Below are 19,900 nucleotides of genomic sequence, written 5' to 3'. Positions count from 1 at the left end.
GAGGCCTGCCGGGCTATTTTCTAGCCAGATTTGAGGCCAGAAATGATTACGGTCGGAACGCTCGAAGCGAAAAACAAGCTCTCCGCGCTGCTCGACCATGTCGTGCGTGGCGAGGAAGTGGTGATAACCCGTCACGGTCGCCCGGTCGCGAGGCTCGTTCCCGCTGTCGCGGTTGACGACTTCGGCGAGATCGCACGGGAAATCACCGCCGCCCGGGATGCCCTTGCAGCATCGAACGTCACCCTGACGACCGAGGAGATCCGCGTCCTTCGCGACGAGGGTCGGCGGTGATGGCATCGGACGGCGGCCGCGAGCTTGTCCTGGACGCCAGTGTCGCGCTTGCCATGGTGGCTCCGAACGAAGACGAGCGGACCGCCGCCGCCGTCATCGACGCCATCCGCCATCGCGGCGCGCTGGTTCCTGCGATCTGGCCGCTCGAAATTGCCAATGTCCTGGTCCGAAAGGTATTCAACACGCTGGCGCAGGCTGCTGCCGGCGAGCGTGCATTGATGGCCTTGTTGCGATTGCCGGTGCGGATTCTCGCCGCCGACACGATCGAAGCCGCCGCCATCGCTCGGCTCGCCCGTAAAACCGGCCTCTCGGCCTATGATGCGGCCTACCTGCATCTCGCTCAGACGGAAAAATGTGCGCTGGCGACTTTCGACCGCCAGCTGGCACGCGCCGCAGCCGAAATCGGCGTCGAACTCTGGACGATCGGCTGACAACTTCGTGTTGCCGAATGCGAACACGCATTTGCGACACCTCTGGCCATCGAACCGCCCCACCTCCGCAGTATCGCGGCTTGTGGCGGCGCACACACGCCACTAGTGTCCGCCGCAAACGCATTCGAGGCTGGAGTTCCCCATGCTGACCTGGATCGAGACCGCCGGCGCCGCGCTTCGGCCCGGCGCGGGCTGGACCGAATTCCTCGCCCTGTTCGCGCTCGTGGTCGCCTCGATCGTGGTGATCGGGCTCGTCACCGGCGCCTTTTTCGAGATCATGAACGCGCGCCATCCCGAGCGCCGCATCCAGATCCACCGCACCAACGAGAACAAGTGGGGCGAACTCAAATACGCTCCCGGCTCGATCGGCGTGATCGCGCTGTGCTTCTCGGGCGGCCTGTTCGCGCAAGGACAGGGCTGGGCGCTGACGCCGCTGCCGATCACCTGGTGGTCGGTGCCGCTGACGCTTGCGGCGTCCGTGCTGCTCTACGATGCCTGGTTCTACTGGCTGCACCGGCTCCTGCACTGGAAGCCGCTCTATCGCTTCCACGCGCTGCACCACAAGAGCGTCGCCCCGACCGTCTGGACCAACCACCACGAGACGCTGGTCGAGGCGATCCTGAACCAGAGCTTCTATTTCCTGATCGTCTTCGTGATCCCGATCCCGTGGCCGGTGCTCGTCGCCGAGAAGATCTACGACCAGATCTCCGGCATGCTCGGCCACGCCGGTTACGAGCACTTCGCCTCGCCGATGGGCCGCACGCCCTGGCCCTTCGCCTCGACCGTGTTCCACGATCAGCACCACGGCTATTTCCGCTACAACTATGCCCATTCCTTCTCGTTCTGGGACCGGCTGATGGGCACGCTGCATCCGCGCTACGACGAGACGGTCAAGCGATTCGAGACGGTAACGACGCCGGCGAGCGGCGCGGTCGAACCGCCGGCGTCGGAGCGCCCCGAAACCCGCTGAACCGCGGGAAATGCGCGAACGACCTGCGGGGCCGAAACGGCCCCGTTTTCGTTTGAACGATGCGGTGGTCGAGCGGCAGCGACTCAGCCCGTCGCCTTCAGCCCATCGCCTTCAACATCGTGTCGCAGCCGAGCGTCGTGTAGGCCGGATCGATGCCGAGCGAGACGAGGCGGAAGCCGAGATCGCGCATCGCCCGCGCCCGTTCCGGCGCGCCGCCGAAGATCGCCGCGATCTTGCCTCGCGCCGACGCCGCGGCGACGACCCGGCGCACCGGTTCGTCGATGATCGGATGATGCTGGTCGACGAAGGCGCCGCCCGAGAGTGTCAGCGACAGGTCGGACGGGCCGATGAACACGCCGTCGATGCCTTCGACGTCAAGGATGGCCTCGAGGTTGTCCAGGGCCTCGCGCGTCTCGATCATGGCGAGCGCCAGCGTGCCGGCGTTGGCGCTCTTCAGGTAATGCTGCGCGTCGTCGACGCCGGCGAGCGTCATCGCCCGCGTCGGCCCCCAGCTGCGGCGGCCGAGCGGCGGGTATTTCATGAAATCGGCGAAGGCGCGGGCATCGGCGACCGTGTTGATCATTGGCGCGATGACGCCGCTCGCCCCGAAGTCGAGCGCCCGGCTCGCCATCGCGAAATCGCCGACCGGGACGCGGACGATCGAGGGCTTGCCGGCTCCGGCGACGGCCGTGATGCCGCGCATCACCGAGGCGGTGTCCGCGAGCCCGTGCTGCATGTCGAGGGTGACGGCGTCGAAGGCCGATCGCGCGATCGCCTCCGCAACCAGCGGCTCCGGATTGCCGACCCAGGCGATGGTCGCATGTCCGCCGGCCCGCAAACGGGTAGCGAGGGCGAACGCGTCGAAGGCGGGAGCAGCGCCGATCGCGGCGGTATAGGACATGCGTTTCCTCCGGACCTGTCCCCGGCTTGATCGCCGGGTGTCGTCGGTGGAGGAAAGCATGGTCCGAGGGCGGCGGTCGACCCCTCGCACGCAAGGGGCAGCCGTGTCCCGAGATCCACGCGCCCAGGGATCCAAGTGCCCGGAGATCCACCTGCCCGGCCCCCGGCGCGTGCAGGCGGGGAACGGCGCGCGCGACCAGCGGTGGCGCGCGCCTCGTCTCGTCACCCGGCGGTCTTGATCTGCTCGGCGGCGACCGCCAGCAGTTCCTCCATCGTGCGCCGGATCTGATGATCGGACTGTTCGACCTTGGCGGCGTCGAAATCCGCCCGGATCTTGCGGAAGACGTCCTCGTCGCCCGCCTCCTCGAAATCGGCGCGAACGACCTCCTTCGCGTATTCCTCGGCCTTCTCCGGCGAGAGCCCCATCTTCTGCGCGGCCCAGAGGCCGAGCAGCTTGTTGCGGCGCGCGGTCGCCTTGAACCGCAACTCCTCGTCATGAGCGAACTTGCGTTCGAAGGCTTCTTCACGTTGGTCCATAGACGTCATGGGCAGGAAACTCCTGTCAAACGACCCGACGACAACCTATATGGGCCTGACAGGCAGGTCTGGCCAGACCAAACGCAGCGGAAAGCGCACTGCGGCGCAGCGCGATCGGACTGCACGGACAAGACCATTCACCTCGATCAGGGATCGACGGCCGGATTTCGGCGGAACAGAGCCACGATCAATGCCGCGGCATTGTGGAACCGGGCTCTATCGGATAGTGTGCGAATGGACGCGCGGGCTCGGTGGACGATTCCAACGGCCCGCGCGTATTCCTTCGCCGGGGTTCCGGTCCGGACCGGAGTGACACCGTCCGGACGTCCGAAGTCCATGATCACGACCCTCCGGAGACCTCAGGCTTCATGGATTTTCTCTTCAGACCACGGTACGTCCCCATGAATCGACGTCGGCGCATCTACGAAGGCAAGGCCAAGATCCTCTACGAGGGGCCGGAGCCGGGCACGCTCATCCAGCACTTCAAGGATGACGCGACCGCCTTCAACAACAAGAAGCATGCGGTCATCGACGGCAAGGGCGTGCTCAACAACCGGATCTCCGAGTACATCTTCACGCAGCTCAACTCGCTCGGCGTTCCGACCCACTTCATCAAGCGGCTCAACATGCGTGAGCAGCTGATCCGCGAAGTGGAGATCATCCCGCTCGAGGTCGTCGTGCGCAATGTCGCCGCCGGCTCGCTGTCGACGAAGCTCGGCATTCCGGAGGGCACGCAGCTCCCCCGCTCGATCATCGAGTTCTACTACAAGAACGACGAGCTCGGTGACCCGATGGTCTCCGAGGAGCACATCACCGCCTTCGGCTGGGCGAGCCCGCAGGACATCGACGACATCATGGCGCTCGCCATCCGCGTCAACGACTTCCTGTCCGGCCTCTTCCTCGGCGTCGGCATCCGGCTGGTCGACTTCAAGCTCGAATTCGGCCGCCTCTGGGAAGGCGACATGATGCGGATCGTCGTCGCCGACGAGATCTCGCCGGACAGCTGCCGCCTGTGGGATGCCTCCTCGGGCGACAAGCTCGACAAGGATCGCTTCCGCCGCGATCTCGGCGGCATGCTCGAAGCCTATCAGGAGGTCGCGCGCCGTCTCGGCATCCTGAACGACAACGAGCGCTCCGCCGGTCCGGGCCCGACGCTGGTGCAGTGACCCTGGCCCATGGAGGCCTGACGTGCCCTCGGGCCCGTCGGACCGACAGATGTGATATCGTGAGGCGCGCCGGTTCTAACCGGCGCGCCTCATCGTTTGTCCGGGGCTGTTTTTGTCCGGAGCCATCGCATGAACAAGCGCGTCACGATCGAACTGCCGGCCGAGATCGCACGGGCGGTCATTGCGGCAGCGGAGAGCGGCGCCGAGATCGCGCTCACGGGCGACGGCCGCGAGCTCGGCACGGTGACCGCGACCGCGCCTGCTCCTGCGCAACACGCGCCGCTCGAAATCCCGCCCGCGCCCGACGCAGCCGAGATGGAACGTCGGCGCGTGGCGATCGAGCGGATGCGGGCAAGGTCCGATGCCATGGGCGCAAGCGTGACCACCGACGAGATTCTCGCGTGGATTCGGGAGGGGCGCCGCTGAATGACCATCGTCGTCGTCGACGCGTCGATCGTCATCGCCGGGAGCCTGCGGGACGAGAACCGCGACGATCGTGCGCTGGCGTTTCGCGTTTTCGAACAGATCCGACAGGGCAGTGGCTTGGCGCCGAGCCAATGGTGGGCGGAAATCGCCAACACGCTGGTCGTGGCCCTACGTCGCAACCGCCTCCAGGCGGAGGAAATTGCGCCGATCCTCGACGACGTGGCTGCTCTGGCGGTGACCTGCGAGCCGGCAAGCCTCCGCGCCACACTGGCCGCGACGACCCTCGCCCAGCGCCATGGCCTCACCGTCTACGACGCCGCATACCTCGAACTCGCGCTCCGGACCAAGGCGACCCTTGCCTCACTCGACCGCGCCATGCTACGCGCCGCGGCAGACGAAGGTGTCGCCGTCTTCGCGTGACGCCCTCTCCCCGGCCTCGAGGATCTGCCCATGAAAGCCCGCATCACCGTGACCCTGAAGACCGGCGTGCTCGACCCGCAGGGCAAGGCGATCGAAGGCGCGCTCGGCACCCTCGGCTTCGAGGGCGTCGAGGAAGTCCGCCAGGGCAAGTATTTCGAGGTCGCGCTCAAGACCGTCGACAAGGCCGCCGCCGAGGCGCAGCTCAAGGCGATGTGCGAGAAGCTGATCGCCAACACGGTGATCGAGAACTACCGCATCGAGCTGGTCGGCTGAGGCCGGCGCCTCGCCCCATCGCCCTTCTGCCTGCCGATGCCATGTGACGCGCATTCGAGGATCCGCCCATGAAGTCCGCCGTCGTCGTCTTCCCCGGCATCAACCGCGAACGCGACATGGCCCACGCGCTGGAGACCGTGTCGGGCGTCAAGCCGCACATGGTCTGGCACGGCGATACGGAGCTGCCGGACGTCGACCTCGTGGTCGTGCCGGGCGGCTTCTCCTACGGCGACTACCTGCGCTGCGGCGCCATCGCCGCGCGCTCGCCGATCATGCCGGCCGTGCACGCCCATGCCGGCCAGGGCCGCTACGTGCTCGGCGTCTGCAACGGCTTCCAGATCATCACCGAGGCCGGCCTGCTGCCGGGCGCGCTGATGCGCAACGCCTCGCTGAAGTTCGTCTGCAAGGAAGTGCGCCTGCGCATCGAGAACGCCGACACCGCCTTCACCGGCGCCTACACGGCCGGCCAGGTCGTGCGCACCCCGGTCGCCCACGGCGAGGGCAACTATTTCGCCGACGCCGAGACGATCAAGCGCCTGGAGGGCGAGGGCCGGGTCGTCGCGCGCTATTGCGACGAGAACGGCGAGACGACGGCGGTTGCCGACCCGAACGGCTCGATCAACCACATCGCCGGCATCCTGAACGACAAGGGCAACGTGCTCGGCATGATGCCCCACCCCGAGAACTACGTGGAGCCGATCCAGGGCTGCACCGACGGCCGCGGCTTCTTCGAGAGCCTCGTTCGCGCGATCGGTTGAGCGAATGAGGCTCGAACCAAATGCCACCGTTGATAAAAAATTTTACTTAGACACACCCATTGCGATCAAGAGACGGTGAGTGTTAGCCTCGGCTTGCCAATGGGGAGGCCGACAATGAAACTCAATTTCGCTATCATGACGGGAATAGCTGCCGGTCTTGTGCTGGGCGGCTCGTCGATCTCGCACGCGATCGATGGTCAGGAGACCTACATCACGTTGACGGAGACGGGTTTTTCCAACAAGTCAGTGAAGGCAGCGATCCAGACGACGGATTTCCTCGCGGATCCGACCGTCTGCACGACGACCAACAGCAATCCTTGCAAGAACTCTGAGAAGCAGACGAGCTCGCCCAAGAACATGGGACAGGTCATCTGCATCCCGAATACGATGAGCGTTACTCTGACGTCGGCGTGCCAGTCGCTGCTCCTGACCGGCAGCGGCAACAACTGCACGGCAAACCCGCTCGCGAACTACTGCAGCAGCTCGACCCGCGGCTATGCGTCTTCCTGTGCGTGGCGCACCTCGACCGACAAGACCCAGTCGGCAACGACCAACTGGACGGTCACGCTCAACGCTGACGGGTCCGGCTACTCCGTCGACTGCAGCCAGAGCGGTTACGCCTATCCGTTCACGAGCCAGTGATCGCAACCACTCCCCGACCGCCTCCAACCGGCGGTCGGGGAGCGCACGGATCCGCGTCGACGACCACTCCGATGGCCGCGCCCACGCATGCCGGCCCAGCGCGGCGGAAAACAGCGCCGCGCCCCTTGCCCCCTCCCCCCCTTTCGGCGCAAAAGAAGCCCGACGTTCCGTGACCACACGAGAAGGCCGGGAATGCTGAAGAACGACATCGCCATCACGCCCGAACTCGTCCGCGACCACGGGCTGAAGCCCGACGAATATCAGCGGATCCTGGATCTGATCGGCCGCGAGCCGACGCTGACCGAGCTCGGCATCTTCTCGGCCATGTGGAACGAGCACTGCTCGTACAAGTCCTCGAAGAAGTGGCTGAAGACGCTGCCGACCACCGGTCCGCGCGTGCTCGTCGGCCCGGGCGAGAACGCCGGCGTCGTCGACATCGGCGACGGCCAGGCCGTGGCCTTCAAGATGGAGAGCCACAACCATCCTTCCTATATCGAGCCCTATCAGGGCGCGGCGACCGGCGTCGGAGGCATCCTGCGCGACGTCTTCACCATGGGCGCGCGCCCGGTCGCGGCCATGAACGCGCTGCGCTTCGGCTCGCCCGACCATCCGCGCACCCGCCACATCGTCGGCGGCGTGGTCGCCGGCGTCGGCGGCTACGGCAATTCCTTCGGCGTGCCGACCGTCGGCGGCGAGGTGAACTTCCACCCGCGCTACAACGGCAACTGCCTCGTCAACGCCTTCGCCGCCGGCCTGCTCGACACCGACAAGATCTTCCTGTCCGAGGCCAAGGGCGTCGGCATGCCGGTCGTCTATCTCGGCTCCAAGACCGGCCGCGACGGCATCCACGGCGCGACCATGGCCTCGGCCGAGTTCGGCGAGAATTCCGAGGAGAAGCGCCCGACCGTGCAGGTCGGCGACCCCTTCTCCGAGAAGCTGCTGCTCGAAGCCTGCCTCGAGCTGATGAAGACCGGCGCCGTGATCGCGATCCAGGACATGGGCGCGGCGGGGCTCACCTGCTCGGCGGTCGAGATGGGCGCCAAGGGCGATCTCGGCCTCGAACTCGACCTCGACAAGGTGCCCTGCCGCGAGCCGGGCATGACCGCCTACGAGATGATGCTCTCCGAGAGCCAGGAGCGCATGCTCATGGTGCTGCACCCGGAGAAGGAGGCGGAGGCCGAGGCGGTGTTCCGCAAGTGGGGCCTCGATTTCGCGATCGTCGGCTACACCACGGACACGCTGCGCTTCGTCGTCAAGCACCAGGGCGAGGTCATGGCCGACCTGCCGATCAAGGAGCTCGGCGACAAGGCGCCGGAGTACGACCGCCCCTGGGTCGAGACGCCGAAGCGGCCGATCGTGCTGGCCGCCGACATCGCGCCGCCGGCCGATTATGCCGCCGCGCTCCTGAAGCTGGTCGGCTCGCCGGACCTGTCGTCGCGCCGCTGGGTGGTCGAGCAGTACGACCATTACATCCAGGGCAACACGATCCAGCATCCGGGCGGCGACGCCGGCGTGGTGCGCGTCGAAGGCACGCCGAAGGGCCTCGCCTTCACCTGCGACGTCACGCCCCGCTACTGCGAGGCCGATCCCTATCAGGGCGGCAAGCAGGCGATCGCCGAGGCCTGGCGCAACCTGACCGCCGTCGGCGCCACGCCACTCGCGGTGACCGACAACCTGAACTTCGGCAATCCGGAGCGTCCGGAGATCATGGGCCAGTTCGTCGGCTGCATCCGCGGCATCGGCGAGGCCTGCCGCACGCTCGACTTCCCCGTCGTCTCGGGCAACGTCAGCCTCTACAACGAGACCAACGGCGAGGCGATCCTGCCGACGCCGGCGATCGGCGGCGTCGGCCTGCTGCCGGACGTCACCAAGACCGTCGGCCTCGGCTTCCGCAACGACGGCGACGCGGTGATTCTGGTCGGCGAGACCGCCGGCTGGCTCGGCGCCTCGGTGTTCCTGCGCGAGATCGAAGGCCGCGAGGAAGGCGCCCCGCCGCCGGTCGATCTCGAGGCCGAGAAGAAGACCGGCGACTTCATCCGCGAGTTGATCCGGTCCGGCCGCGTCACCGCCGTGCACGATCTCTCCGACGGCGGTCTGGCGATCGGCCTCGCCGAGATGGCCATGGCCGGGGCCAAGGGCGCACGCCTCGCCCTGCCTGAGACCTCGGTCGCCCCGCATGCCTATCTGTTCGGCGAGGATCAGGCCCGCTACGTCATCACGGCCACGCCCGAGGAGGCTTCGCGCATCCTGGTCGAGGCCGCCATGGCGGCGATGCCTGTCTCCATGCTCGGAAATGTCGGCGGCACGGATTTGACGGTGACGGATCTGTTCTCCATATCTCTGAAGGATCTGAAGTCGGCGCACGAGGGCTGGTTCCCGGCCTTCATGAGCGCCGCCTGACGAAGGGTCCGCGATCTCGGCCAAGCGGGATCGCGGATCGTCGGACCGCAGACAGTCGATCGCAGACAGTCGAACGAACCCGGAGGGAAGCCGCCCCATGGCGATGGACGCACGCGAGATCGAAGCCATGATCCGGGAGGCGCTGCCGGACGCCGTCGTGACGATCCGCGACCTCGCCGGCGACGGCGACCACTACGCGGCCGAGGTCGTGTCGTCCGCCTTCACCGGCAAGACACGTGTGCAACAGCACCAGCTTGTCTATCAGGCGCTGCGCGGCAAGATGGGCGGCGATCTCCACGCCCTCGCCCTGCAGACGAGCGCGCCTAAATAAGGGCCCCCCGATGAGCACGACCGAGACTGATGTTGCCAGCCATCGGCTGCTCCGCGACATCAAGAGGGAGCTCGAGGGCGTGCGAGAGGTGCTGGAACGGCAAGAAACACGCCTTGGCAGGCTGGAGCGCAACACGAACGAGTTGAAGAGCGATCTGGTGCTGATCGAGAATCAGATGCTGACCCGGATGAACGAGTCGATCCGACTGCAACTGAAGATCGAGGAGATCGTCGAGCGGCTGGATGCCAGTCCCGACGACCGCCCAAGTCCGTAATCCCGGCTGCCGGGCCTTGACCCCGGCGAGACGAAAGGAACGAGCCATGGACGCGCATAGCTTCATCGACAACGAAGTGAAGACCAACGACGTGGTGCTCTTCATGAAGGGCACGCCGCAGTTCCCGATGTGCGGGTTCTCCGGTCAGGTCGTGCAGATCCTCGACTACCTCGGCGTGCCCTACAAGGGCATCAACGTGCTGGAGTCCGACGCCCTGCGCCAGGGCATCAAGGACTACGCCAATTGGCCGACCATCCCGCAGCTCTACGTCAAGGGCGAGTTCGTCGGCGGCTGCGATATCGTCCGCGAGATGTTCCAGGCGGGCGAGCTGCAGACCCACTTCAAGGACGCCGGCGTCGCGGTCCGCGAGACGACCGCCTGATCCGATCCGCCATCGGCAAGACATTTCGACCGGCGTCGTGCGGCCCGCACGGCGCCGGTTTCGTTTTGCTGCCCTGCTCGGCAGGATCGCGTCAACCGCGTCTCGGCCGACGGTTGACCAGCACGAGCCCGGCGATCACAAGCCCCAGCGCCATGCCGAGCGTCCAGCCGATCGTCTCGCCGAGGATGAAGTGCCCGGCCGCGACACCGAACAGCGGCGTCAGAAACGAGAACGTCGACAGGACCGAGGCCGAGTGGCGCTGGATCAGCGCGAACCAGACCAGATAGGTGACGAAGGCGACCCAGACGCTCTGGAACACCACGATGGCCAGGGTCGTCGCGGAGACCTGCCAGGCCGGCATCCCCTCGCCGGCCGCCGCGGCGGCGAGCGCGGACACCGGGATCGACAGGGCGAGCTGATACCAGAGCACGCGCGTCGCCGGCGCGGCGGCGAGCGGGCTGCTCTTGAGCACGATGGTCGTCGCGGCCCAGGCGATGGCGGCGCCGATCATCAGCGTGTCACCGAACAAGGTCGGTGCGCCGCTCCCTGCCCGAAGGCCGTCCGCGAAGGCAAAGGCGACACCGCCGAACGCGACCGCGAGCCCGAGCCATTGCAGCGGTCGCAGGCGCTCCGCCTTCAGAAACAGCCAGGCGCCGGCCGCGACGAAGAACGGCATCGTGTAGAAGAACACCACGCCGCGCGCCGCCGTCGTATGCCCGAGCCCGACGAACAGCAGCAGGAACTCCAGTGCGAACAACACGCCGACGATCACGCCGGCAGGCCGTTCCGCCGGGCTGCCCAGCAGCGATTCGCCGCGCGCGATCATGTAGATCGACAGGAGCGCCGTCGAAAGCACGGCTCGGATCAGCGATTGCATGATCGCCGAGAGCTCCGGCAGTGCGATTTTGACCAGCGACAACTGAATGCCCCAGGTCGCCGTCAACACCAGCATCGTGGCGATCGCCGCGGGCGGCAATCCGCGCGCGCCGTGTTCCGAGCCGCTGGTCGTCAATGCCGGTCGCCCCGGCCCGTCGCCCTGGCCGCCCCGCCGGCGGCGCGTTTCCCGTGTTCGTGGTTCCCGTGATCCTGGTGGCCGTGATTCTGGTGCTGGTGCCCGTGATCGTGGGGATGGCTGTGGCCGCCCTCGTGCTCGCCGTGGACGCCGCAGCACGACGGTCCGTCGGTCGCCTCGGCGAGGCCGCGACAGGCCGCGCACAGGCCGCGCAGCTCGATCGTGCGGCCTTCGACGGCGAAGCCCATCGTCTCGGCCGCGCGGGCGAGCGCGACGTCGACGGCCTCGACGTTCCACTCCTCGACCCGCTTGCAGTTCGAGCAGATCGCGAAGACGACGCCCGTCTCCCCGGCATGATGGCCATGGCAGACGAAATAGGCGTTCAACCGCTCCAGGCGATGGACCTGACCGGCCTTCTCCAGCCGGTCGAGCGCGCGATAGACGACCGGCGGCGATTGCACGCCCTCGGTCTTCAGCGCCGCGAGCACCTGATAGGCGGTGAGCGGCGTACCGGCGTCCTGCAACACCTGCAGAACGGCCTCGTCGGTGCCGGAACGGGGACGAGCCATGGGTTCCTCGAAAACGACGCCGTCCACGCGATCAAGCGCGCTGAGACCGGGCGTCCAGAAGCGGTTCTGCCCCTGAAGATAGGCGATCGGGCGTCCCTCGTCACCCTCGCCGCATCTGCGCAGCAAATACTGTGTGCGCTGCAATATATATCAGCGCAGATCTCCAGCAATGTGCAATCCATCCTCGCGATACAAGGAATTTCAGCAAATCATTCGTTGCACGACAGCTCCGAACGAATCATACTGAAAGTCGATAAGCGAAGCACCGAGCACGAAAGCTTGGGCTCGATGAGGGAGTGCTGCGCTCACGCGCATGTGAGGGCCGGCGCCGGCGATCGATCGGGTGGGATTACGTACGCCGCAGCGACATTCACGCCGCTGACATGGCGCGGCGCTAATTTGCCCGGGAGAGATCGGTTCGGGGGCTCCGGTCTGCCGCGTTGCTGCCCGATTGGGCGGCGAGTCTCGCGACGGTGGGAACAGAGGAGGCCGCTATGACCGTTTGCTTCTCGGAAGGAACGCAGCGCCCGCTGGACTGGTGCCGGGTCCAGCGCGACGGAGCCAATCGCTCGACCATCTATCAGGCACTTGCCGGCTTGAACGGCCGGCACACCGGCGAGGGCATGTCCGACGGCGACGGCGCATCCGCGTGGGCCGATCCGGCGACCGAGCCGAGCCTGCACGAGATCCTCGACGACGAGATCGTCGAGGCGGTGCTCGCGCGCGACGGCCTCGATCGCCATGCGGTCGAGCGTTTCCTGGTCGCGCAGTCACTGCGCCTCGCCGGCGGCTTCGCCCCCTCCGCGCGGGCCTGCGCACCGGAGTGCTTCGCGGCCTGAGTTTCGCGCCCGAACCGCGTTCGGCTGCACGGCCGGTGCCGTGTTGTCGATGCCGGCATGTGTACGCTGCTCGTCGCCGCCGTCTCCTCCCAGCAGCCTTGCGCAAGGCCCACGGACGAAAAGCGCCCCAACGAAAAAGGCCGCCCCGGAGGCGGCCTTTCCATTTTGCGGCTCGATGAGCCCGCGGAACCGGTCCGGACGCCGTCCGGACCACCCGATCAGCGCGAGTAGAACTCGACGACCAGGTTCGGTTCCATGTGCACCGGGTACGGCACGTCGGTGAGGCCCGGGGTGCGCACGAACTTGGCGACCATCTTGCCGTGATCGACCTCGAGATACTCCGGCACGTCGCGCTCGGCCGACTGCGAGGCCTCGAGCACCAGGGCGAGCTGCTTCGAAGCCTGCTTGACCTCGATCACGTCGCCGACCTTGACCCGGTACGACGCCACGTTGACGCGGCGGCCGTTGACCAGGATGTGGCCGTGGTTGACGAACTGGCGCGCGGCGAACGGGGTCGGCACGAACTTGGCGCGGTACACGACCGCGTCGAGACGGCGCTCCAGCAGGCCGATCAGGTTCTCCGACGAGTCGCCCTTCAGACGGATGGCCTCGAAGTAGACCTTCTTGAACTGCTTCTCGGAGATGTTGCCGTAGTAGCCCTTGAGCTTCTGCTTGGCCTTGAGCTGGGCGCCGTAGTCCGACACCTTGCCCTTGCGGCGCTGGCCGTGCTGGCCCGGGCCGTACTCGCGCTTGTTGACCGGAGACTTGCCGCGGCCCCAGAGATTCTGGCCCATGCGGCGGTCGATCTTGAACTTCGCGGAATGACGCTTCGACATCGCGTTCTCACGTGTTTTTCGCCCGCGAGGCTTGCGCCCCGAGGCTTTGGGTTTCGAGAACCGCGCCCTCCTCTGCCCCCTCTCGGGGGCCGACAGGATCCGGCATCGAGCGTGCGAGCGGATCCACGGGTGCGCTAAACGGCTTCGCGGGCCGTCGAGGCCCGCGAAGCTGGCGTGGTGTTAGAGCCCGAGGCGCTGGAAGTCAAGCTTCGCCGGCTCTGAACCGGTCGAGCGCCGGGTCAGACGCCGTCGCGCGGCGCGACGAAGCGGACCGGCTCGCCGATCCCGAGCGCGACGAGCAGCGGCGCCAGCGCGGTCGGAACCGGACGGCCGGATGTGAACACCACCCGCCCCGGCCCGACATCGTCGGCCTCGGCATGGGACGCGCGTCCGGCTCCGGCGAGCAGGCTCGACACGCGTCGGGCGATCGCCGGCGCCGGATCGATCCACGTGACCGGCCAGGGCGCGACCCGTTCGAAGATCGCGGTCAGGAACGGATAATGCGTGCAGCCGAGCACGATCATATCGGTGCGCTGGCCGCCCGCGCGCCGGAAGCACGGCCGGATCTCGGCCGCGACCCGCGCCTCGTCGATCGGCTCGCCGCGCATGTGCGCCTCGGCGAGCGCGGCCAGATGCTCCGAGCCGACCAGCGTAACGCCGATATGGCTCGCGTAAGTATCGATCAGCGCGCGCGTATAGTCGCGCTTTACGGTCCCCGGCGTCGCCAGCACGCTGACGAGCCGGCTCTGCGTCGCCGTCGCCGCCGGCTTGATCGCCGGCACGGTGCCGACGAAGGGCAAGGCGAAGCGCGCGCGCAGGCCCGGCAGCACCAGCGTCGAGGCGGTGTTGCAGGCGATGACCACCATGTCGGGCCGGAACGCGTCGATCAGCCGGGCCATCAGCGCCACGATACGCGCCACCAGCTCCGACTCGCCCCACGCGCCGTACGGAAACGCCGCATCGTCGGCGACATAGATGATGTCGGCGCCGGGCTCGGCACGCCGGATCTCGCGCAGCACCGAGAGGCCGCCGACGCCGGAATCGAACACGAGGATCCGCCGGCACGGCGGCTCCGCCGCCAGGAGAGGCGTGGGCGACGGAGCGAGGGGAGCGGAAGCGCTGGGCATGGGCGGTCCGATGAGGGCGACGCCAGCGAAAGGGGTGGGCGCGGGCGCGACGCAAAACCTTCTATCGCCCGGCCTCGGCGATAAGAAGGCATGGACGAGGTTAAGACGCGGTTTCGAATTGGTTGACGAGATATGAATATGAACGGCGCGCCGGGGCCGTGTCAGTCCTTGCGCGCCGCGTCGTCGGCGCCGCCCAACGGTCCCTGCCCACCGCCACCCTGCCCCTCTCCCGCCTGAACCTCGGCCTCGCGCGACAGGGTCAGCCGCGTCGGCCGGCGCTCGAGCGCGGCGACCATGCCGCGGAGCGTGCGCACCTCCTGATCGGAGAGCCGCGCCTTCTGGAAGATCTGGCGCAGGTTGCGCACCATGTGCTGGCGCTTCTCAGGCGGCCGGAAGAACTCGACCGCGTCGAGCGACCGCTCCAGATGCTCGAAGAAGCGCAACACATCCGCCTTCGTCGCCTGCGGCGAGCGCTCCTTCTCGCCGAACGGCGTCCAGGCCGCATCGCCGACCACCAGCTTGCGCCATTCGTAGGCGACCAGGATCACCGCCTGCCCGACATTGAGCGAGGCGAACACCGGATCGACTGGCACCGTGCAGATCTTGTCGGCGAGCCCGACCTCGTCCGAGGTCAGCCCCCACTTCTCGCGTCCGAACACGACGCCCACCCGCGCCCCGCTCGACGCCGCCGCCATCATCTCGCCCGCCGCGACCGCCGGCGACACGACCTCCTTGGCGATGTCGTGCGGACGCGCCGTGGTGGCGAAGACGAGTTCGAGATCGGTGATCGCGTCCTCCAGCCGGTCGAACAGCCGGACCTCGTCGATGATCGTGTCGCCGCGCGAGGCCGCCGCCCGCGCCTTGTCGTTCGGCCAGCCGTCGCGCGGTTTGACGAGCCGGAGCTCCTTCAGGCCGAAGTTCGCCATCGCACGCGCCGCCGCGCCGATGTTCTCGCCCATCTGCGTCTCGACCAGAATGATGACGGGCGGAAGAGCGGACGTCATGGGCTGCGGCGCATCCATCTCAGATTGAAATCCCCGGTTGGCGGCTCGTTGTGGCGCGGAAGGCGTTTCTATATGGCCGTCGCATGCGACGCGAAAGAGTGTCCCGCCCGCCTCGCCGGCGAATTTCGCCCCCGTGCCTCGCCGCGGCCCTGCGCGTCGCGGCGATCGCGCTCGGCCTCGGCATCACGCTCGGCGGTGCCTTCGCCTGCGAGGCCGGCGCGCCGGGCTGGCGCGACGATGCGGGGCACTGTGTCACCTGGCGCCAGCTCGAGGACCGATGCGGCATCCCGCCGAGCACGCATTGCACGCCGGACAACCCCGACCCCGCGAGCGAAACACTGGTCGCCACGCCCAAGGGCGATCCGTCGGCGCCGCCCTGCCGTGGCTGCGGCTGCAAGGGCGGTCCCGGCTACCGCGGCCCGAACGGCCGCTGTGTCGGCTGGAAGGAGCTCGCGCGCGTCTGCGGCGCGGTCCTGCCGGGCGCCTGCAAGGCCGAACAGGTCGACGGCCGCGCCGAGACGATCGAGGCTCAGGAAAATTTCATCGCATCGAAGCCGAAACGGCGCTGAATTCCGCCCTTCCCCGAAACGGATAGCTTGGCGGCGGCAAATCGCCGCGATATAGACCGCCGCATTCGTTTCGCGCCCGCGAAAAGCGATCGGCCGCGCCGGTCCGCGGCCCCCGAACAGAGGGAACTTCCCATGGCGAAGATCAAGGTAGCGAACCCGGTCGTCGATCTCGACGGCGACGAGATGACCCGGATCATCTGGCAGCTCATCAAGGACAAGCTGATCCTGCCTTACCTCGATCTTCAGATCGAATACTACGACCTCTCGGTCGAGAACCGCGACGCGACCAACGATCAGGTCACGATCGACGCCGCCCACGCGATCAAGAAGCACGGCGTCGGCATCAAGTGCGCGACCATCACGCCGGATGAGGCGCGCGTGAAGGAATTCAACCTCAAGCAGATGTGGAAGTCGCCGAACGGCACGATCCGCAACATCCTCGGCGGCGTGATCTTCCGCGAGCCGATCATCTGCAAGAACGTGCCGCGCCTCGTCCCCGGCTGGACGCAGCCGATCGTCGTCGGCCGCCACGCCTTCGGCGACCAGTACCGCGCGACCGACTTCAAGTTCCCCGGCAAGGGCAAGCTGACGATCAAGTTCGTCGGCGAGGACGGCCAGGTGATCGAGAAGGAAGTCTTCGACGCGCCGGGCGCCGGCGTCGCGATGGCCATGTACAATCTCGACGAGTCGATCCGCGAGTTCGCCCGCGCCTCGATGATGTACGGCCTGATGCGCAAGTGGCCGGTCTACCTGTCGACCAAGAACACGATCCTCAAGGCCTACGACGGCCGCTTCAAGGACATCTTCCAGGAAGTCTACGAGACCGAGTTCAAGGCCAAGTTCGACGAGCTGAAGATCACCTACGAGCATCGCCTGATCGACGACATGGTCGCCTCGGCGCTCAAGTGGTCCGGCGGCTACGTCTGGGCCTGCAAGAACTACGACGGCGACGTGCAGTCGGACACGGTCGCGCAGGGCTTCGGCTCGCTCGGCCTGATGACCTCGGTGCTGCTGACGCCGGACGGCAAGACCGTCGAGGCCGAGGCCGCCCACGGCACCGTGACCCGCCACTACCGCGAGCACCAGAAGGGCAAGGAGACCTCGACCAACTCGATCGCGTCGATCTTCGCCTGGACCCGTGGCCTCGCCCATCGCGCCAAGCTCGACGACAACGCCGATCTCGCCCGCTTCGCCGCGACCCTCGAGAAGGTCTGCGTCGACACGGTCGAAGCCGGCTTCATGACCAAGGACCTGGCACTCCTGGTCGGCGCCGAACAGAAGTGGCTGTCGACCACCGGCTTCCTCGAGAAGGTCGCCTCGAACCTCGAAGCCGAGATGGCCAACTGGAAGTGAGGCACCGGCGAGGCGGCCGCTGCGCCGCTTCGCCTGCCCCTACGCCCGCAATGAGCCCCGGCCCGGCCAACGGTCCGGGGCTTTTTCGTGCGCGGCTCTCCTTTCCGGCGCCCCTGGCCCCGCTCCGACGCGTCGCTACGCATGCATCAGACATATCGGGAAACACACATCGACTGGTTCGGCATCTGCCGATGCGGCAAGCTGCGGGCATCGCCTCGATTCGGGCCAGCGCGCCCGCCCGCCCTTCCAGCCAGGACCAGCCCATGTCTTTCGCCCAGCCCGCCGTCAAGGACATGAGCATCGTGCCGATCTTCCCGACCCCCTTCGTGGTCGCCGAGATCGACGACGCCGAGACCCTCAACAGGGCCCTGGAAGCGGCGATCCGCAGCCGCGCCGCAACACAGCCGAGCGTCGCCAAGAGCAACATGGGCGGCTGGCAGTCGACCGACGATTTCGAGACCTGGGCGGGTCCGGCCGGCGCGGCACTGACCGCCGCGATCGCCAAGGTCGCCTCCGAGCTCACTTTCGTGATGGCCGCCGGCAGCTTCGAGCGCGCCGAGATCCCGTGGCGGGTCAGCGCCTGGGCCAACGTCAATCGCCGCGGCGACCGCAACGAGGTCCATACCCACGCCGGCGCCTACTGGTCGGCCTGCTACTACGTCGCCGTGCCCGAACAGGACGAGGACCGCACACCGCACGCTGGCGAGCTGGAGCTGGTCGATCCGCGCGGCGTGCTGCCGATCATGTATGCGCCGAGCCTGCGCATGGGCATCAAGAACTGCATCACCGCCGGTGCCTCGGAATATTACGAGCCGCAACCGGGCCAGTTCGTCGTGTTCCCGTCCTGGATTCCGCATGCCGTGAAGCCGTTCGAGGGCGAAGGCGAGCGGATCTCGATCGCTATGAATCTGGCGGTCTGACCGGCTCGGCCGCGCTCCGGCCCGGCAACTCCTCCGCGGCGATGTCGCCGCGCGGCGTCACTTCCTCGCCTTCGATCCGCGCCTTGGCGACCGCGCGGATGTGGTGGCCGATGACCGGCCGCTTCTGCATCAGGAAGTGCAGATCGTCGGCATCGAGCACCAGCAGTCGGCACTGGGTCAGCGCGATCACGTCCGCCGAGCGACGCACGCGCTTCAGGATCGCGATCTCGCCGAAGAACGCCCCTTCGCCGAGCGTCAGCTTCTTTTGCGGCAGATCGACCTCGACCGTACCGGCGGCAATGAAATACATCGAATGCGCCGGCTCACCGGCCGAGGTGATCACCGTACCGGGCTCGACCGTCTGCGCGCGCAAGAGCCGCATCACGTCGGCGATCTCGGCCGCCGCCAGCTCGGCGAACAGCGGCACCCGCGCGACCATGCCCCAGGTCACGACGAAATCGCGGCTGTGCACCTCGCGCGCGAACGCGGTCGCGACGATGCCGACCGGCAGGGCGAACATGCAGAAGCCGAACAGCATGACGATGCCCGACAGGATCCGGCCGAGCGGCGTTACCGGCACGAAGTCGCCGTAGCCGACCGTGGTCAGCGTCGTCACGGCCCAGTACATCGCGAGCGGGATCGATCCGAACTTGTCGGGCTGGACCGCGCCCTCGATCACATGCATCAGCGAGGCGGCCGATACGATCAAGCCGGCCATGACGACCGCGCTCGCCACCAGCGCCCGCCGCTCCGAGGCCACGGCGCTCCAGAGCGATCTCAGCCCGGGCGAATAGCGCGCGAGCTTGAGGAACCGGAGCAGCCGGAACACCACGAAGACGTTCACGTCCCATACGTCGAACAGGAAGCCGAGCAGCGTCGGCAACACGGCGAAGAGGTCGATCAGCAGCGCCGGCTGAACCATGGCGCGCAGCCGCGCCGCCCCCGACGGCAGCCGCCGGTACGGAGGGCTGAGGTCGGCGACCCAGACGCGGGCGACATACTCGACCGCGAAGAGTGCGACCGTTGCCGCCTCGACAGCGACGAAGTAACGGCCGTAACCGGCCGCAAGGCTCGGCACTGTCTCCAGCACGACCGCCGTCAGATTGAAGACGATCAGCGCCACGATGGTTCGATCGACGAAGCGCGCGACCGCATCGCCGCCCGCGCCGACCTCCAACACCTCGTAGACCCGCCGCTTCAGCGCGCCCGCGGTTCCGAGGTCCGCCATCGATACCCCCTTCCCCGCTCATGTGACGGCCCGCGCAGAGCCGGCCGTAGCCTTGCGATCGACGAAGCCTCCCGTCGGAGCGCACCGCTCCGACGGCCAGCCCGCCGCAACGGACGCGTTCGCGCCCCACGACGCAGGCCTCGTCGCAATCCGCGCCGAAGGTCCCGAAGACCGCCCGAGCACGAACTCGCCGACCGGGCCGCCCCGCCGGATGTTCCCGCGAGGCCTGGACCGACGCCTCG

Annotated in this window: 25 protein-coding genes; 17 read left to right on the top strand and 8 right to left on the bottom strand. The window is 67.4% G+C overall.

What is annotated here, in order from left to right:
• Window positions 1–42: 42 nt before the first annotated feature.
• From ABS361_03870 to ABS361_03860, 3 genes are all read left to right on the top strand, one after another.
• Entirely contained in the window at window positions 43–291 is a 249-nt protein-coding gene (locus tag ABS361_03870; protein ID XBY45432.1) for a type II toxin-antitoxin system prevent-host-death family antitoxin, read from the top strand.
• Window positions 291–722 (top strand): type II toxin-antitoxin system VapC family toxin, encoded by a 432-nt coding sequence (locus ABS361_03865; protein XBY45431.1) that lies wholly within the window; start codon window positions 291–293, stop codon window positions 720–722. The genes ABS361_03870 and ABS361_03865 overlap by 1 nt, the downstream gene beginning before the upstream one ends.
• A 142-nt stretch (window positions 723–864) precedes the next feature.
• Window positions 865–1,692 (top strand): sterol desaturase family protein, encoded by an 828-nt coding sequence (locus ABS361_03860; GenBank protein ID XBY45430.1) that lies wholly within the window; start codon window positions 865–867, stop codon window positions 1,690–1,692.
• Window positions 1,693–1,789: 97 nt separating this feature from the next.
• Here the strand turns inward: ABS361_03860 and ABS361_03855 are convergent, their stop codons facing one another.
• Both ABS361_03855 and ABS361_03850 read right to left on the bottom strand, forming a co-directional pair.
• Window positions 1,790–2,593: an aldolase/citrate lyase family protein gene (locus ABS361_03855; protein XBY45429.1), complete on the bottom strand. Its 804-nt coding sequence runs from the start codon at window positions 2,591–2,593 to the stop codon at window positions 1,790–1,792.
• A 221-nt stretch (window positions 2,594–2,814) separates the two neighbouring features.
• The gene (locus ABS361_03850; protein XBY45428.1) at window positions 2,815–3,138 is read right to left on the bottom strand and encodes a DUF1476 domain-containing protein; all 324 of its coding nucleotides are present in this window, start codon (window positions 3,136–3,138) and stop codon (window positions 2,815–2,817) included.
• A 359-nt stretch (window positions 3,139–3,497) separates the two neighbouring features.
• Here ABS361_03850 and purC point away from each other — a divergent pair, with 359 nt between their 5' ends.
• The 10 genes from purC to grxD all read left to right on the top strand — a co-directional run bounded on the left by purC (window position 3,498) and on the right by grxD (window position 10,201).
• Window positions 3,498–4,295 carry a phosphoribosylaminoimidazolesuccinocarboxamide synthase gene (gene purC, locus ABS361_03845; GenBank protein ID XBY45427.1) on the top strand — a complete coding sequence of 266 codons (798 nt, stop codon included), beginning with the start codon at window positions 3,498–3,500 and terminating at the stop codon, window positions 4,293–4,295.
• A 129-nt stretch (window positions 4,296–4,424) separates the two neighbouring features.
• Window positions 4,425–4,721 (top strand): hypothetical protein, encoded by a 297-nt coding sequence (locus tag ABS361_03840; GenBank protein XBY45426.1) that lies wholly within the window; start codon window positions 4,425–4,427, stop codon window positions 4,719–4,721.
• Window positions 4,722–5,141 (top strand): type II toxin-antitoxin system VapC family toxin, encoded by a 420-nt coding sequence (locus ABS361_03835; protein ID XBY45425.1) that lies wholly within the window; start codon window positions 4,722–4,724, stop codon window positions 5,139–5,141.
• A gap of 30 nt (window positions 5,142–5,171) precedes the next feature.
• Window positions 5,172–5,414 carry a phosphoribosylformylglycinamidine synthase subunit PurS gene (purS, locus tag ABS361_03830; GenBank protein ID XBY45424.1) on the top strand — a complete coding sequence of 81 codons (243 nt, stop codon included), beginning with the start codon at window positions 5,172–5,174 and terminating at the stop codon, window positions 5,412–5,414.
• A 68-nt stretch (window positions 5,415–5,482) separates the two neighbouring features.
• A complete protein-coding gene (purQ, locus tag ABS361_03825; protein XBY45423.1) occupies window positions 5,483–6,172 on the top strand; it encodes a phosphoribosylformylglycinamidine synthase subunit PurQ in 690 nt (229 codons plus the stop codon).
• A gap of 114 nt (window positions 6,173–6,286) precedes the next feature.
• Entirely contained in the window at window positions 6,287–6,814 is a 528-nt protein-coding gene (locus tag ABS361_03820; protein XBY45422.1) for a hypothetical protein, read from the top strand.
• Window positions 6,815–7,006: 192 nt separating this feature from the next.
• The gene (purL, locus tag ABS361_03815; GenBank protein ID XBY45421.1) at window positions 7,007–9,214 is read left to right on the top strand and encodes a phosphoribosylformylglycinamidine synthase subunit PurL; all 2,208 of its coding nucleotides are present in this window, start codon (window positions 7,007–7,009) and stop codon (window positions 9,212–9,214) included.
• A gap of 97 nt (window positions 9,215–9,311) precedes the next feature.
• Window positions 9,312–9,545, top strand: coding sequence for a BolA family transcriptional regulator (locus tag ABS361_03810; GenBank protein XBY45420.1), 234 nt, complete (start codon window positions 9,312–9,314; stop codon window positions 9,543–9,545).
• Between the two features lie 10 nt (window positions 9,546–9,555).
• Entirely contained in the window at window positions 9,556–9,819 is a 264-nt protein-coding gene (locus tag ABS361_03805) for a hypothetical protein (protein ID XBY45419.1), read from the top strand.
• A 46-nt stretch (window positions 9,820–9,865) separates the two neighbouring features.
• Complete coding sequence (gene grxD / locus ABS361_03800; GenBank protein ID XBY45418.1) at window positions 9,866–10,201, top strand: Grx4 family monothiol glutaredoxin; 336 nt, start codon at window positions 9,866–9,868, stop codon at window positions 10,199–10,201.
• A gap of 91 nt (window positions 10,202–10,292) precedes the next feature.
• Here grxD and ABS361_03795 read toward each other — a convergent pair whose 3' ends face one another.
• Together ABS361_03795 and ABS361_03790 are read right to left on the bottom strand one after the other, a co-directional pair.
• Window positions 10,293–11,153, bottom strand: coding sequence for a DMT family transporter (locus ABS361_03795; protein ID XBY45417.1), 861 nt, complete (start codon window positions 11,151–11,153; stop codon window positions 10,293–10,295).
• A 56-nt stretch (window positions 11,154–11,209) separates the two neighbouring features.
• The gene (locus tag ABS361_03790) at window positions 11,210–11,782 is read right to left on the bottom strand and encodes a Fur family transcriptional regulator (protein XBY45416.1); all 573 of its coding nucleotides are present in this window, start codon (window positions 11,780–11,782) and stop codon (window positions 11,210–11,212) included.
• A gap of 494 nt (window positions 11,783–12,276) precedes the next feature.
• Between ABS361_03790 and ABS361_03785 the strand changes: the two genes are divergently transcribed.
• Window positions 12,277–12,621: a hypothetical protein gene (locus tag ABS361_03785; protein ID XBY45415.1), complete on the top strand. Its 345-nt coding sequence runs from the start codon at window positions 12,277–12,279 to the stop codon at window positions 12,619–12,621.
• 218 nt (window positions 12,622–12,839) lie between these two features.
• Here ABS361_03785 and rpsD read toward each other — a convergent pair whose 3' ends face one another.
• The 3 genes from rpsD to ABS361_03770 all read right to left on the bottom strand — a co-directional run bounded on the left by rpsD (window position 12,840) and on the right by ABS361_03770 (window position 15,588).
• Window positions 12,840–13,457 (bottom strand): 30S ribosomal protein S4, encoded by a 618-nt coding sequence (gene rpsD, locus ABS361_03780; GenBank protein ID XBY45414.1) that lies wholly within the window; start codon window positions 13,455–13,457, stop codon window positions 12,840–12,842.
• A gap of 239 nt (window positions 13,458–13,696) precedes the next feature.
• Window positions 13,697–14,584: a glutamate racemase gene (gene murI / locus ABS361_03775; GenBank protein ID XBY45413.1), complete on the bottom strand. Its 888-nt coding sequence runs from the start codon at window positions 14,582–14,584 to the stop codon at window positions 13,697–13,699.
• Window positions 14,585–14,745: 161 nt separating this feature from the next.
• On the bottom strand, window positions 14,746–15,588 hold the full coding sequence (locus ABS361_03770) for an RNA methyltransferase (protein ID XBY45412.1): 843 nt from the start codon (window positions 15,586–15,588) through the stop codon (window positions 14,746–14,748).
• Window positions 15,589–15,686: 98 nt separating this feature from the next.
• On the opposite strand from ABS361_03770, the gene ABS361_03765 reads away from it, so the two are divergent.
• From ABS361_03765 to ABS361_03755, 3 genes are all read left to right on the top strand, one after another.
• Window positions 15,687–16,157 (top strand): hypothetical protein, encoded by a 471-nt coding sequence (locus tag ABS361_03765; GenBank protein XBY45411.1) that lies wholly within the window; start codon window positions 15,687–15,689, stop codon window positions 16,155–16,157.
• 132 nt (window positions 16,158–16,289) lie between these two features.
• Window positions 16,290–17,510: an NADP-dependent isocitrate dehydrogenase gene (locus ABS361_03760; GenBank protein ID XBY45410.1), complete on the top strand. Its 1,221-nt coding sequence runs from the start codon at window positions 16,290–16,292 to the stop codon at window positions 17,508–17,510.
• A gap of 263 nt (window positions 17,511–17,773) precedes the next feature.
• Entirely contained in the window at window positions 17,774–18,430 is a 657-nt protein-coding gene (locus ABS361_03755) for a TIGR02466 family protein (protein ID XBY45409.1), read from the top strand.
• On the opposite strand, the gene ABS361_03750 is transcribed toward ABS361_03755, so the two are convergent.
• On the bottom strand, window positions 18,411–19,658 hold the full coding sequence (locus tag ABS361_03750; GenBank protein XBY45408.1) for a cyclic nucleotide-gated ion channel: 1,248 nt from the start codon (window positions 19,656–19,658) through the stop codon (window positions 18,411–18,413). The two genes, ABS361_03755 and ABS361_03750, sit on opposite strands and share 20 nt — an antisense overlap.
• Window positions 19,659–19,900: the final 242 nt, after the last annotated feature.

It is taken from the genome of Ancalomicrobiaceae bacterium S20 (genome assembly GCA_040269895.1).
Lineage (GTDB): Bacteria > Pseudomonadota > Alphaproteobacteria > Rhizobiales > Ancalomicrobiaceae > Methyloraptor > Methyloraptor flagellatus.
The sequence above is the reverse complement of the archived record's forward strand: the minus strand, read 5'-3'. Positions and strand labels throughout refer to the sequence as shown.